Origin of the sequence: Salipiger marinus (assembly GCF_900100085.1) — a bacterium.
Lineage (GTDB): Bacteria > Pseudomonadota > Alphaproteobacteria > Rhodobacterales > Rhodobacteraceae > Salipiger > Salipiger marinus.
Window position 1 is genome coordinate 78,883 of the sequence record NZ_FNEJ01000024.1, and the last position, 12,839, is coordinate 91,721.

General features: G+C 64.6%; 12 protein-coding genes. 7 read left to right on the top strand and 5 right to left on the bottom strand.

Annotated features, from left to right (window positions below; genetic code table 11):
• The first annotated feature begins 13 nt into the window (after window positions 1-13).
• The 4 genes from BLR51_RS21545 (at window position 14) to BLR51_RS21560 (ending at window position 3,696) form a co-directional block, all read left to right on the top strand.
• On the top strand, window positions 14-1,099 hold the full coding sequence (locus BLR51_RS21545) for an ABC transporter permease (protein WP_089850868.1): 1,086 nt from the start codon (window positions 14-16) through the stop codon (window positions 1,097-1,099).
• Complete coding sequence (locus BLR51_RS21550) at window positions 1,099-2,007, top strand: ABC transporter permease (RefSeq protein WP_089850870.1); 909 nt, start codon at window positions 1,099-1,101, stop codon at window positions 2,005-2,007. The genes BLR51_RS21545 and BLR51_RS21550 overlap by 1 nt, the downstream gene beginning before the upstream one ends.
• 37 nt (window positions 2,008-2,044) lie before the next feature.
• Entirely contained in the window at window positions 2,045-3,121 is a 1,077-nt protein-coding gene (locus tag BLR51_RS21555) for a BMP family ABC transporter substrate-binding protein (RefSeq protein ID WP_089850872.1), read from the top strand.
• 80 nt (window positions 3,122-3,201) lie between these two features.
• A complete protein-coding gene (locus BLR51_RS21560; RefSeq protein ID WP_089850874.1) occupies window positions 3,202-3,696 on the top strand; it encodes a YdcF family protein in 495 nt (164 codons plus the stop codon).
• On the opposite strand, the gene BLR51_RS21565 is transcribed toward BLR51_RS21560, so the two are convergent.
• Window positions 3,693-4,124, bottom strand: a complete 432-nt coding sequence (locus BLR51_RS21565; RefSeq protein ID WP_089850876.1) for a DUF1489 family protein — start codon at window positions 4,122-4,124, stop codon at window positions 3,693-3,695. The two genes, BLR51_RS21560 and BLR51_RS21565, sit on opposite strands and share 4 nt — an antisense overlap.
• Window positions 4,125-4,269: 145 nt before the next feature.
• Here BLR51_RS21565 and BLR51_RS21570 point away from each other — a divergent pair, with 145 nt between their 5' ends.
• A complete protein-coding gene (locus BLR51_RS21570; RefSeq protein WP_089850878.1) occupies window positions 4,270-6,552 on the top strand; it encodes an adenosylcobalamin-dependent ribonucleoside-diphosphate reductase in 2,283 nt (760 codons plus the stop codon).
• 313 nt (window positions 6,553-6,865) lie between these two features.
• On the top strand, window positions 6,866-7,963 hold the full coding sequence (locus BLR51_RS21575) for an AAA family ATPase (RefSeq protein ID WP_089850880.1): 1,098 nt from the start codon (window positions 6,866-6,868) through the stop codon (window positions 7,961-7,963).
• A gap of 84 nt (window positions 7,964-8,047) precedes the next feature.
• Here the strand turns inward: BLR51_RS21575 and BLR51_RS21580 are convergent, their stop codons facing one another.
• From BLR51_RS21580 to BLR51_RS21595, 4 genes are all read right to left on the bottom strand, one after another.
• Entirely contained in the window at window positions 8,048-8,941 is an 894-nt protein-coding gene (locus tag BLR51_RS21580; protein WP_165616895.1) for a metallophosphoesterase family protein, read from the bottom strand.
• 180 nt (window positions 8,942-9,121) lie between these two features.
• Window positions 9,122-9,595 carry a DUF2269 family protein gene (locus tag BLR51_RS21585; protein WP_089850884.1) on the bottom strand — a complete coding sequence of 158 codons (474 nt, stop codon included), beginning with the start codon at window positions 9,593-9,595 and terminating at the stop codon, window positions 9,122-9,124.
• Complete coding sequence (locus BLR51_RS21590; RefSeq protein ID WP_089850886.1) at window positions 9,592-10,884, bottom strand: SDR family oxidoreductase; 1,293 nt, start codon at window positions 10,882-10,884, stop codon at window positions 9,592-9,594. Before BLR51_RS21590 ends, BLR51_RS21585 begins: the two co-directional genes overlap by 4 nt.
• Window positions 10,885-10,952: 68 nt before the next feature.
• Window positions 10,953-11,978, bottom strand: coding sequence for an IS1595 family transposase (locus BLR51_RS21595; RefSeq protein WP_089850888.1), 1,026 nt, complete (start codon window positions 11,976-11,978; stop codon window positions 10,953-10,955).
• 578 nt (window positions 11,979-12,556) lie between these two features.
• Between BLR51_RS21595 and BLR51_RS21600 the strand changes: the two genes are divergently transcribed.
• Window positions 12,557-12,839 (top strand): transposase (locus BLR51_RS21600; protein WP_131821860.1); only part of this gene is annotated, 283 nt, incomplete at its 3' end.

A 12,839-nucleotide genomic window follows, 5' to 3' on the forward strand; every position in this document is an offset into this window, starting at 1 on the left:
CGGAGCTGGGCGCATGATCCGGCTGGAGCGCAGGCTTGAGCCGTCGCGGCTCTGGACCGTGCTGACGCCGCTGCTGGCGGTGGCGCTGACCATGCTGGCAGGCGGGCTGATGTTCGCGCTGCTGGGCAAGCCGCCGCTGGAGGCGATCCGCACCATTTTCTGGGATCCGCTGTTCCATCCGCAGTTCGCGTCCTATTCGCGACCGCAGCTTCTGGTGAAGGCCGGGCCGCTGATCCTGATCGCCATCGGCCTCTCGGTCGGGTTTCGCGCCGGAATCTGGAACATCGGCGCCGAAGGGCAGTACATCATGGGCGCCGTCTGCGGCGCGGCGGTGGGGCTGGCCTTCTACCCCTCCGACTCGGCGCTGCTCTTCCCGCTGATGGTGGTGGCGGGGGGGCTTGGCGGCTGGGCCTGGGCGATGATCCCGGCGCTGCTGAAGACCCGCTTTGGCACCAACGAGATCCTCGTATCGCTGATGCTGGTCTATGTGGCGCAGAACATCCTCGCCTCGGCCTCGTCGAGCTGGCTGCGCAGCCCCGAGGGCATGGGCTTTCCCGGCTCGCGCAATTTCAAGCAGTGGCCGGCGGTGCATAATGCCGAACTGCTGCCGGAAACCGGGATGCACTGGGGGGTGGTCGCGGCGCTGATCGCGGTAATCGCGGCCTATGTGCTGCTGGCGCGGCACATTCAGGGCTTCAACATCCGGCTGACCGGCGAGGCGCCGCGCGCGGCGCGGTTTGCCGGGGTCAGCCCCGCACGGATCATCGTGCTGTGCCTTGGCATTTCCGGCACGCTGGCGGGGCTCGCCGGTCTTTTCGAGGTGACGGGCCCCGCCGGGCAGGTCACCATCGATTTCAACTCCGGCTATGGCTTTACCGCCATCATCGTGGCCTTTCTGGGCCGCCTGCATCCGGTGGGGATCCTGCTGGCGGGGCTGCTCATGGCGCTGACCTATATCGGCGGCGAGCTGGCGCAGCTGATGCTGGGCCTGCCCGGCGCGTCGATCCAGCTCTTTCAGGGCATGCTGCTGTTCTTCCTGCTGGCCACTGACGTTTTCACCAATTACCGCATCCGCCTGTCCCGCAGAGAGGTCGCCTGATGGATCCCGTGCTGCTTGTCGCCTCGATCATGGTTTCGGCCACGCCGATCCTGCTGGCCGCTCTGGGCGAGATGGTCGTGGAAAAGGCGGGCGTTCTGAACCTTGGCGTCGAGGGCATGATGATCACCGGCGCGGTGATGGGCTTTGCCGTGGCGGTGGGCAGCGGCTCGCCGCTTCTGGGCTTTGCCGGGGCGGCGCTGGCCGGGGCCGTGCTGTCGCTGAGTTTCGGCCTGCTCACGCAGTATCTGCTGTCCAATCAGGTGGCGACGGGGCTGGGGCTGACGCTGGTGGGGCTGGGCCTTTCGGCGCTGATCGGGTCCAGCTTCGAAGGGCTGCGCGCGCCCTCGCTGCCCAAGCTTGACCTGCCGCTGCTGGGCGATCTGCCGGTGCTGGGGCCGATGCTGTTCCGGCATGACATCATGGTCTATGTCAGCCTTGCGCTGGTGGGGGCGGTCTGGGCCTTTCTGAAATTCACCCGCGCCGGGCTGATCCTGCGCGCGGTCGGCGAAAACCACGACAGCGCCCATGCGCTTGGCTACAGGGTGGTGCATGTGCGGCTGGCGGCCATCGCGTTCGGCGGGGCCTGCGCCGGTCTGGGCGGGGCCTATGTCAGCCTTGTGCGCGTGCCGCAATGGACCGAAGGCATGACGGCGGGTGCAGGCTGGATCGCGCTGGCCATCGTGGTCTTCGCCTCGTGGCGGGCCTTTGGCGTGCTGCTGGGGGCCTATCTTTTTGGCGGCGTCAGCGTGCTGCAGCTGAACCTGCAGGCGGCGGGCACCACGGTTCCGGTGGAGCTGTTGTCGATGTCGCCTTACCTGATAACGATCATCGTTCTGGTGATCATCTCGGCCCGCGGGGTGCATGGCGCACCCGGATCGCTGGGCCGTCCTTTCCACGCCGCGGCCTGAGACGCGCGCCCATCTTTGACGACAGGGAGACCAAGTCATGAAACGCAGAACCCTACTCGCCTCCGCCGCGCTGAGCCTTGCGCTGGCCAGCGGCGCGGCCTTTGCCCAAGGCGACACGCCCAAGGTGGCCTTCGTCTATGTGGGCCCGGTCAATGACGGTGGCTGGTCGCAGCACCACCACGAGGCCGCGATGAAGATGAAAGAGCATTTTGGCGATGCCATCGAGGTCATCGAACAGGAATCGGTGCCCGAAGGTGCCGATGCCGAACGCGTGCTGACCCAGATGGCGCTGTCGGGCGCCGACCTGATCTTCACCACCTCTTTCGGCTACATGGATCCCACCATCAACGTGGCGGCGAAATTCCCGGATGTGAAATTCGAGCACGCCACCGGCTACAAGACCGCGCCCAACGTGTCGGTCTATTCCGCGCGCTTCTACGAAGGCCGCGCCGTCACCGGCTATCTGGCGGGGGCGATGACCAAGACCAACAAGATCGGCTATATCGGGTCTTTCCCGATCCCCGAGGTGATCCGCGGCATCAACTCCACCTTCATCCACGCGCGCAAGGCGAACCCGGATGTGGAACTGTCGGTGGTGTGGATTTCCACATGGTTCGACCCGGCCAAGGAAGCCGATGCCACGCAGGCGCTGCTGGATCAGGGCGCCGATGTGGTGCTGGCGCATACCGATTCCACCGCCCCGCTGGCGGTGCTGCAGAAGGCAGGCGCCTATGGCTTCGGTCAGGCGGCGGACATGTATGAATATGCGCCCGAACCGCGCCTGTCGTCGATCATCGACGAATGGTCGCCCTATTACATCGAACGGGTGCAGGCGCTGATCGACGGCACCTGGGAAAGCACCAGCACCTGGGCCGGGATCGGCGACGGCATGGTGGGCATCGGCGAATTCACCGGCCCCATCCCCGAAGAGGCGCTGGCTGCCGCGACCAAGATGAAGGACGACATCGCCTCCGGCGCCTATCACCCCTTCACCGGCCCGCTGAACAAGCAGGACGGGTCGGCATGGCTGGCCGAAGGCGAAGTGGCCGATGACGGCACGCTGGCGGGGATGGATTTCTACGTCGAGGGTCTGACCACAGAAATCCCGAACTGAGCTTAGGCCTCAGGCATCAGGCATCATGGAACGCCGCCGGGGCCGGGCTCCGGCGGCGTTCCGCATTTCAGGATGGCAGGATGAGCAGGCAGGATCAGGGGCAGGGCCCCGCAGTGGCGGTGGTGCTGGGGGCGGCGGTCTGGCCGGGGGGCGTGGCCTCTCCCACGCTGGCGCGGCGCACGGATCACGCGATCCGGCTGTGGCGGGCCGGGGAGGTGCAGGTGATCCTTGGCTGTGGCGGCGTCGGGCGGCATGGCCCGGCAGAGGCCGAGGTGATCGCGGACCTGTGCCGCGCGGCGGGGGTGCCCGAGGCCGCGCTGCGGCGGGAAGCCGCCTCCACCAGCACCGAGGAGAACCTGCGCTTTGCCCGGCCGCTGCTGGCGCGGCTGGCGCCGTCGCGGGTGGTGATCGTCACGGACGGGTTCCATGCGCCGCGCGCGCGGCTGGTGGCGCGGCGGCTGGGGCTGCGGGTGGTCAGCGCCCCGGTGGGCGCCCCGCTGACGCTGCGACGGATTCGCGCAGGCCTGCGCGAGATGCCCGCCTATCTGTGGACCGCGCTGCGGCTCTGGCGCTAGATCACGCCGATTTCCGCCAAGGCACCGGCAAGTTCGGGGGGCAGGGCATCCTCATGCGCGCGGTTTTTGGGCAGATCGCGCGGCGCGTCGGCGGGATCCAGATAGCGCCAGCCCTGAAACGGACGCTTGGGCGTTGCCGTCACCCGGATCAGCCCCGGCTCCAGCACCAGCGCGCAGCGGTTGGTGCCATCCTCGCCCGTCACCCGGTTCAGCCCGACGATGGGCTGGCGGCACTGCACCAAGCCCTTGATCACCCAGAAGATCGACCCGCCAGCCAGCACCTCCGCCTCGCGCTTCGGCCACATGCGGGTGACATGGCGCGGGCAGCCGTCCCGGCCCTGCGCCGCCTGAGAGGCCTGCCACGCGGCCAGATCCTCGACGCTGTCGGTGCCGACGCTGAGCTTGATGAGATGCACCGTTTTTGTCACGCGACTCTCCCGTTGGATACGAAGATATGGTAGGCTTTTCCGGCGCGGCTGCAAGCTGTGGTGCGGTCACGGTGTGGCGACCCCCGTTGCGCCCCGCGCGTTCCGCCTGTAGTCAGACCTGCCCTTACCAAGGATTCCTGCTGCCATGACTCGCTTTGCCGCCCCCATTGCCGAACAGATCTGGGACATGAAATACCGCTTCAAGGATGCGGATGGCACGCCCATCGACAAGACCGTGGAGGACAGCTGGCGCCGCATCGCCCGCGCGCTGGCCGCGGTCGAGGACGAGCCCGATCTGTGGGAGCCGAAGTTCTACGCGGCGCTGGAGGATTTCAAATACCTGCCCGCCGGCCGGATCACCGCCGGCGCCGGCACCGCGCGCAGCGTGACGCTGTTCAACTGCTTCGTCATGGGCACCATCCCCGACAGCATGTCCGGCATTTTCGACATGCTGAAAGAGGCGGCGCTGACCATGCAGCAGGGCGGGGGGATCGGTTATGATTTCTCCACCATCCGGCCCAAGGGCGCGCCGGTGCGCGGCGTGGCTGCCGATGCCTCCGGCCCGCTGAGCTTCATGGATGTCTGGGACGCCATGTGCCGCACCATCATGTCCGCAGGCAGCCGCCGCGGCGCGATGATGGCCACGATGCGCTGCGATCATCCCGACATCGAACAGTTCATCGCCGCCAAATCCGACAGCGCCCGGCTGCGCATGTTCAACCTGTCGGTGCTGGTCACCGATCCGTTCATGGAAGCGGTGAAGGCGGATGCCTCGTGGGATCTGCAGTTCGGCGGCAAGGTCTACCAGACCGTGCAGGCCCGGGATCTGTGGAACCGCATCATGCAGGCCACCTATGATTACGCCGAACCGGGCGTGATCTTCATCGACCGCATCAATCAGGCCAACAATCTGGCCTATGTCGAGGAGATCGCCGCCACCAACCCCTGTGGCGAACAGCCGCTGCCGCCTTATGGCGCCTGCCTGCTGGGGTCGATCAACCTTGCGCGTCTGGTGAGCCAGCCTTTCGACGCGGGCGCCGAGATCGCCGAGGCCGATCTGGACGATCTGGTGGCCACCGCCGTGCGGATGATGGACAATGTGGTGGATGCCTCGCGCTTCCCGCTGCCCGCGCAGGCCGAAGAGGCGCAGAACAAGCGCCGCATCGGTCTGGGGGTGACCGGGCTGGCCGATGCGCTGCTGATGATGGGGCTGCGCTACGGCTCCGAGGAGGCGGCGCGTCAGACCGAGCGCTGGTTGCACCGCATCGCCCGCGCCGCCTATCTGGCCTCGGTGCAATTGGCGAAGGAAAAGGGCGCTTTCCCGCTGTTCGACGCTGACAAATACCTTGCCTCCGGCACCATGCGGGCCATGGATGACGACGTGCGCGAGGCCATCCGGGACCATGGCATCCGCAATGCGCTGCTGACCTCCATCGCGCCCACCGGCACGATTTCGCTTTATGCGGGCAACGTTTCTTCGGGGATCGAGCCGGTCTTTGCCTATGCCTATACCCGCAAGGTGCTGCAGAAGGATGGCAGCCGCACCGAAGAAGAGGTGGTCGATTACGCCGTGCAGATGTGGCGCGACCGCTTCGGCGACGGCGATCTGCCCGAGTATTTCGTGAACGCCCAGACCCTTGCGCCGCTGGAACATGTGCGGATGCAGGCGGCGGCGCAGAAATGGATCGACAGCTCCATTTCCAAGACCATCAACTGCCCCGAGGACATCTCCTTCGAGGCGTTCAAGTCGGTCTACATGGAAGCCTACGAGACCGGCTGCAAGGGCTGCACCACCTACCGGCCCAATGACGTGACCGGATCGGTGCTGAGCGTGTCCGAGACCACCGAAAAGACCCCCGCGGAGTCGCCGGAACTGGCGCAGGAGGCGGCAGGCGGCGACGTGATTTACATGTCCGAACCGCTGGATCGCCCGCAGGCGCTGGAAGGCCAGACCTACAAGCTGAAATGGCCGGACAGCGAGCATGCCATCTATCTGACCATCAACGACATCGTGGTGGGCGGGCATCGCCGCCCCTTCGAGGTCTTCATCAACTCCAAGAACATGGAGCATTACGCCTGGACCGTGGCGCTGACGCGGATGATCTCGGCGGTGTTCCGGCGCGGCGGTGACGTGAGCTTCGTGGTGGAAGAGCTGAAGGCGGTCTTCGATCCGCGCGGCGGCGCCTGGGTGCAGGGCAAATACATCCCCTCGATCCTCGCGGCGATCGGCGGCGTGATCGAGCATCACATGGTGGCAACGGGCTTTCTGGCGGGCGAAGGGCAGGGGCTGAAATCCGACCCGACGGCCAAGGTCGTGGGCCTCGACGCCCCGCGTGGCAAAGCCTGCCCCAGCTGCGGCCAGTACGGCATGCGCATGGTCGAAGGCTGCATGACCTGCGGCAGCTGCGGCCATTCCAAGTGCGGATAAGAAGGGTCGGCTTCGAGTTGTTTGACCCACGATAAAATGTCCATTTCCGGGGTAATTTGACCATTCCGGCACAGACCAAATGTCCACCGGCTGCCCTGCGGCCGGTGGTTTCTCGTTATTTCAATGGCTTGCGCATCTGGCGCAGTTGCGGCCTTTGGTGCGCCATCGGAGCGCTCCGTCCTGGTGGGCGCCGTTGACGGCCAGCTGCGCTTTCGACATCCCTCAGGGCAAATCCGGCCGGGTTCTTTCCTACTTCTCCCTCAGGCAGAGTTTCTGCCCGAGGGCATGGCGCGATGCGCCAGAAAGGACCTCCATGACGAAGATCAAGTTCATCGACGCCAGCTTCGCCGACCCCAACGAGGACGAGTTTGTGCTCAAACGTCGCTTCGAATGGCACTTGCGGAAACTCCGCGCGCTTCGGAACGGGGTGTCGCCGCAGGTTTCTGGCGACTTCGAGGATCAGCTGCGCTGGAACAAGGACCTCGCCGCTGTGACGCTCGCGGAGAAGGACCGGGCCAAAGCGATACGCCGCGCGCGGTGCGTGATGCGGGCGCGCAACAAGGTGTCCGGGCTGGGCCATCTCGCGCAGGAAGACCGGCGCAGGCTTGAGGTGCTCCGCGACGGCGCGGATCTCGTCAGGATCGGGAGCGAACATCGTGCCGATGAGATCGCCGCGGCCATTCATGCCGAGATGCCTTGGATGGCGGCAGCCACCGACCTCCTGTGGAAGGCGATGCGCCGTTCGGTCCGTCGCGGCGAAGCCGGGTTCCGCCTGCCGCCGATGCTGCTCAATGGCCCGCCGGGGATCGGCAAGAGCGTGTGGTCGCGTGAACTCGGACGGCATCTCGGGGTGCCACGGTGTGGGATCGAGGGGACTGCCGAGCAGGCCTCCTTCGTCGTCAACGGCTCGCAACGCGGCTGGAGCACAGCCCTCCCGGGACGGCCCCTTCAAACCATCCTGCAGAGCCTCTGCGCAAACCCGATCGTGGTGATTGACGAGGTCGAGAAAGCGGGAACCCCAACCTCGAGCAAGGGGCAGACCTATGGCCTGACTGAAGGACTGCTGCCCTTGCTGGAGCCATCTTCGGCTGCCGCCTGGAGATGCCCCTATTATCAGGTCGGCTTCGACATGTCCTGCATCAGCTGGATCCTGACGTCCAACAGCCTGCGCGGCCTGACGGCGCCGTTTCTGAGCCGTCTGGAGGTACTCCATCTGGAGCCTCCGAGCCGCGAGCATCTGATCTACTTCGCAGCGCGGGAAGGCCGACGTCGCGGATTGTCCGATCCGTCGATGGAGGCGATCCGCGAGGTTCTCGGTGAGGTCGCGGGACGGCATGTGCTTAACCTGAGGCATGTCTCGCGGATGATTGCCCGAGCGGAAGCCTTGTCATCCGGCCCACGTCTCCACTGAAAGCGGCAGGGGGGGGCGATGCAAAGGCCGGAGGGAGTGTCATGCCCACGGGCGGGGTCCCGGCGCCTGAAAGAGCTTGCCCGTTTACGGGCGTGACGGGCCAGGGTTCGTGACCGTGGCGAAGATCTGAACCTTGACCGTCCCCGCCTCGGAAAAGAACCGGGCCCAGCCCACCTGAGGCCGGATCGAGGCGCCCGCATCCAGGCAGATGGCCCGATGCTCGTCGACCGCATCCATCAGCGGCATCTCAGCCGCAGTTTCCGCCAAGTCGGATCGGATCGCTGGCGTGTGCCCATGAACAACGACGGTTGGCCCCCTGAACCGTGCGCCGGTGTCAGGATCGCGATCCCATCCCCCGGTCCAGGTCAGCGCCTCGTTGCGGATCGTCGCCCAGTGACGGTCGTCCATAGCGCGATCACGGTCGAGGTGTGCAGCGTCATCGCGGTCGGGGTCCAGCCCGGCATGCACGAAAAGCAGATCGCCGAGCTGGACATGAGAGGGGGCCTTCCGCATCATGTCAGCAAAGCCCTCAGGGAGGCCGGCTTCCAAGCGGCGACGGATCTCGTGCCAGGGCCATTCCGTCCAGCTTGCGTCGATCTGCTGCATGACGGCCTTGCCGCCGTTGCGGAACCACGGCTGCGGCTCGGCTCCGTCGAGAACCTCGAGCAACATCAATTCATGGTTGCCCGGGAGGATGATGCACCTGTCAGCCCCCGTGAGAGCCTGTGCGTCAAGCGCAAGCTTAATCGTGCCAAGACTATCGGAACCGCGATCAATCAGATCACCGAGGAAAATAACTACACGCTCCAAGCCGGGCTGCTTCGGTATTGCTGCAATGCAGTGCAAGCAGGCCCGAAGGCTTTCTGCCTGCCCGTGAACATCTCCGATGGCAAAAACCTCCGCGGCAAGCGCTGCAGTACAGGGCAGATCAGACGGCGCGAGTGCCAGGGTCCTGCTTCCGGGATTGTCCGACACCATGAAAACTTCCCTGCTTTGCCTCTTTCCGCACCCGCGTTTCATCGCTCAGCTTCGAGTACGGGAGACCCGATTATCCACCAAAAGAAGCAATGAATAGAATGCAAAGTCTACCGTATTGTGTCAGGCCAAAGTAGTGAGTTTCGAGTGTGAGACCGCGCCATATTCGACGCAAACTGAGGATCACCAGCCGATGGCGGGCTTTGTGATCATCAGCCAGACGATCGCCAATACAGCGGCGAAGGCCGGGATCCCGAAGGCGAACCACCATCGATATAGTTGGTGGTAGGTTTCGGGAAGCGACTGGCCAGCATCCCGCGCTGCCCGCGCCAGATCCCGCATGCGTATCTGCATCCAGACCACCGGGAGCCAGAACAGCCCGACGAAGACGTAGAGAGCGAGAGACAATGCGACCCAGCCTTCGAGGAGAGGCCAGCCCACCACGCGCGCGAGGAAGAAGCCGGTGATGGGCTGAATGAGAGCTGCGGTTGCCGTGAACACGGTGTCGGCCAGCACGACGATGCTGGCAACATGTGCGACCAGAGCAGGATCGCCGCTCCGGTTCGAGATCACCATGAAAAATGCGATGCCGGCCCCGGTGCCGAGCAAGACCGTGGCGCCGACAATATGCAGTAAGAGGAGGAACTCGTAGCTCATCGGTCTTCGACCCCCAGCCAGACGATCAACGCCAGCACGATAGAGGGCAGGACTTTCAAAAGCGGTCCGAGCGGATCGGTCCAGAGGTCGGGCGCGAAGAACGTGCCGCCCAGGAGATAGACGACAGACACAGCCACCATGCCAAGCGCGACCTGCCGACACCAGCGCCGCCAGAGAATGGAAACGCCGAGGGCTATGTCAACGAAAGCTCCACCTATGACTGTCGTTCCAACGACCCAAGTCGGCAGGACAGTGCCCGCGAGAGCCGATGCGGCGGCAGTCGGTCTGGCAAGGGCCACGAGCCCCGAAGCCAGCCAGAAGATCGAGAGCACCGCGATCGCGAGCGGCAAAATGAAGTAGAGACGGGCAAAGAGGCGTTCCTGTCGTGTCGCGGGCAGAGCCATCAAGGTCTCGTCGAGCCCGCGCGGCATTGCCCCGCCGACCTCTCTCCAGGCTGTGGGATCACCGCGGACTCCGTCGCGCAAGACGGTCAGTGCCGTGGACCGCAGAGGCGAACGCCAACCGAGACCGCCCAAGGCGTCTGCGACATGCCCGGTAAGGGCGAGACCTGCTTCCGGCACAAAGATCCGCATGCGCGGCTCCGGAAAGCCCTGCCAGGCCCGGACTTTGCGAATGAGCTCCGGCAGGGGCCGGGCCCTTTCTTCGGTGATGTCGGCGATCGTGCCTGACGGGATTTCTCCGCGTGCAGTTGCGGCGACGGCGGCGGCAAGATCCTCGACATAGACTGTCTGGACAAGACTGTCTGGCATGACGGTCGGAAGAAGGCCCGGAAAGGCTGCCGCGCCGCGCAGAAGTGCCGTGCCGCCATACGCCTCCGGAGCAAGAACAAGGCTCGGTCGCAGAATGACCCAATCGCACCGCGCGTTGGTAACGTGCGCGTCTCCGCGTGCCTTGCTGCGAAAGAACTCGGTGGAAGCGTCCAATGAGACGCCGGCCGCCGAGATCTGAACGATGCGCAGCTCGGGCGCAGCGGCCGCGCAGAGCTGCGCGAGCATCGTCGCGTGAATGGCCTCGAGATCATCGCGCGGACCCTCTTGAAGCGCACCTGCCGCGTTCACGACGACGTCCACGCCGCCGAGAATTTCTTTCCAGCCAGCGGTCTTCAACGAGGATAGATCGTGGAAAATCCACTCCTGGTGGAGGGAGGAGGCCATGGCAGCGCTGCGCGACCGCCCGGCTCCCACGACGCGGAAACCCGCTCCGGCGAGGGAACGGCAGCAGGCGGACCCGATGAGGCCATAGCCTCCAAGAACAAGCGCGGTTGGCATGGGCACCTTTTCAGGGATTGGTGAAGCAGCATCTACGCCCCGAACGGCTGCGACTCCAGTGGCGATGGTCATGGCCAACACAGCCCATATTCCTTCGACCGGCGGATCTGCTTTCCAACGGCCCCTTGCAGCAACACCCGCACCTGGTCGACTACCGGGATCGGACGCCAGATCACCGTGGTCTTCTTGCGGAGCGCGCCCGACTTGGTGGTCCACTGTTTGAAGACTTCCCGGACCGGTTCGCGGTGGTTCCAGCGCCAGACGATCTCGTCGAGGTAACGCTGAAGGTGCTTGCGGCCCAGGTTATGGTAGACCCCCACCAAGGCCCGCTGCACCTGTGCGATCACGGCCTCGGCCGTGTTAACATGGGCGCCTGTCTCCGGGTTGGCGTATTCGTGCTGGCTATGGATCACGCGGTGGTGCTCCTCCATCGTCGCGCCAATGCCGAGGTAGCTCGTGCTCCCGTCCGTCATAAGCGTGATGTCGTCAGACGCAATCCACCCGGAGAGGACTGGCTCCAGCGTGGCGCGTTGGTCGTCGGAGGCGACCTTGGCGCGCGCCTGCCCATCCCTCGAGGCCGCCACGAAGACCATCGGCTTACCGCACCCCTTGCCGGGCGGATTGTAGGCCCCAGAGAGCGATTTCGGGGCTCCGCCGATATAGGCCTCATCCACCTCGACGATGTCGTCCAGCGGCAGCAACCCTTGGTTCCGGTCGTCCATCATCTCGCGGATGGCGTGCCCCATCTTCCACGCGGTCTTCTGGTTCACGCCGAGGAAGCGCGCCATCACGACCGACGAGATCCCCTTGCTCGATGTCAGCACGAGGAACATGGCGCAGATCCACAGCCGCAGATCCAGCTTGGTCCCGTGCATCGGCGTATGCGTGGTCACGGTGAACTGGAGCCGGCAGTCCCGGCACTGGTAGAGCCCGGGTCGGCAGCTTTTCCCGCGGAGAGCGCCCGAGTTCCCAGACTTGCAGTGAGGACATTGCCGCCCGCCAGCCCAGATGATACCTTCGAAAAAACGACGTGCGTGCATCTCGCTCGGCATCCGCCTCCAGATGTCGGGGATCGAATCCAGTTCGCTGATCATCGCAGTCCTCCATCCAGCTCGGCCACCGGCCACCGGGCAACATTGGCCTCGATTGCTCTCGGCGAAGACCAAACCGAGAGAATCGCGCAAAATATGGCAGGATGAAGGAAAAGCTGAGCAGCCTCAGGCGCTTACAATTTCAGCTGCTTTTTCTCGTGGATAATCAGGACGGGAGATAAGCAGTAACCTCTGACGCAATCGGTCTAAAAGCAAGGCTGCCGAACTTCTGAACCAGGAGGCCTTTCGCAAATTCGCAAATCTAGTCCAGCTACCGCGGTAGTACGCCTCTCAAGCCCGCCTTGCTGATCTCCGGTCCATCCTTGGTCGCATCGACACCGGATCAGCTCAACTCCTTTCCTGAGACTGCAAGAGAAGTAACGCGAAGGGCGGAGAGCGGACCATCGCTGCAAGTGCAAGGCCCATCAAGAAGGGGGGCTAAGCGGTCGTTGCTTTCCCGCACTTGTGAGGTCAGGAAATTGGCGTTGCCATGATACTCAGCGCTAGTCATTATCCTTTAGGCCGTGTTGACAAAAGGGATTCACATCGTGCTACAGGCATGATTCAAGCTGGTGTCTACGATGGAGACCAGCTTGGCACGAAATCTTATGTCGGACGAAGAATGGGCGTTCTTTGAACGGTTCATTCTGGCAGTCCGTGCGCCTAACGGGCGCAAACCGACCAATCACCGCCTTGTTCTTGATGGGATTTTCTGGATCGCCCGCACGGGAGCGCCGTGGCGCGATCTTCCCGAAGAGTTCGGTAAATGGTCCAGCGTCTACCGGCAGTTCCGGCGCTGGACACTGGCAGGGCTGTGGGAGGACATCATGGAAACCCTGAACCAGAGCGGGGCCGTGCCGGACG

Bases quoted from the DNA above. Each gene is read 5' to 3' on its own strand.
- BLR51_RS21590 (WP_089850886.1), bottom strand. From the start codon at position 10,884: ATGCCAACCGCGCTTGTTCTTGGAGGCTATGGCCTCATCGGGTCCGCC.
- BLR51_RS21585 (WP_089850884.1), bottom strand. From the start codon at position 9,595: ATGAGCTACGAGTTCCTCCTCTTACTGCATATTGTCGGCGCCACGGTC.
- BLR51_RS21570 (WP_089850878.1), top strand. From the start codon at position 4,270: ATGACTCGCTTTGCCGCCCCCATTGCCGAACAGATCTGGGACATGAAA.
- BLR51_RS21580 (WP_165616895.1), bottom strand. From the start codon at position 8,941: ATGGTGTCGGACAATCCCGGAAGCAGGACCCTGGCACTCGCGCCGTCT.
- BLR51_RS21555 (WP_089850872.1), top strand. From the start codon at position 2,045: ATGAAACGCAGAACCCTACTCGCCTCCGCCGCGCTGAGCCTTGCGCTG.
- BLR51_RS21560 (WP_089850874.1), top strand. From the start codon at position 3,202: ATGAGCAGGCAGGATCAGGGGCAGGGCCCCGCAGTGGCGGTGGTGCTG.
- BLR51_RS21550 (WP_089850870.1), top strand. From the start codon at position 1,099: ATGGATCCCGTGCTGCTTGTCGCCTCGATCATGGTTTCGGCCACGCCG.
- BLR51_RS21575 (WP_089850880.1), top strand. From the start codon at position 6,866: ATGACGAAGATCAAGTTCATCGACGCCAGCTTCGCCGACCCCAACGAG.
- BLR51_RS21545 (WP_089850868.1), top strand. From the start codon at position 14: ATGATCCGGCTGGAGCGCAGGCTTGAGCCGTCGCGGCTCTGGACCGTG.
- BLR51_RS21595 (WP_089850888.1), bottom strand. From the start codon at position 11,978: ATGATCAGCGAACTGGATTCGATCCCCGACATCTGGAGGCGGATGCCG.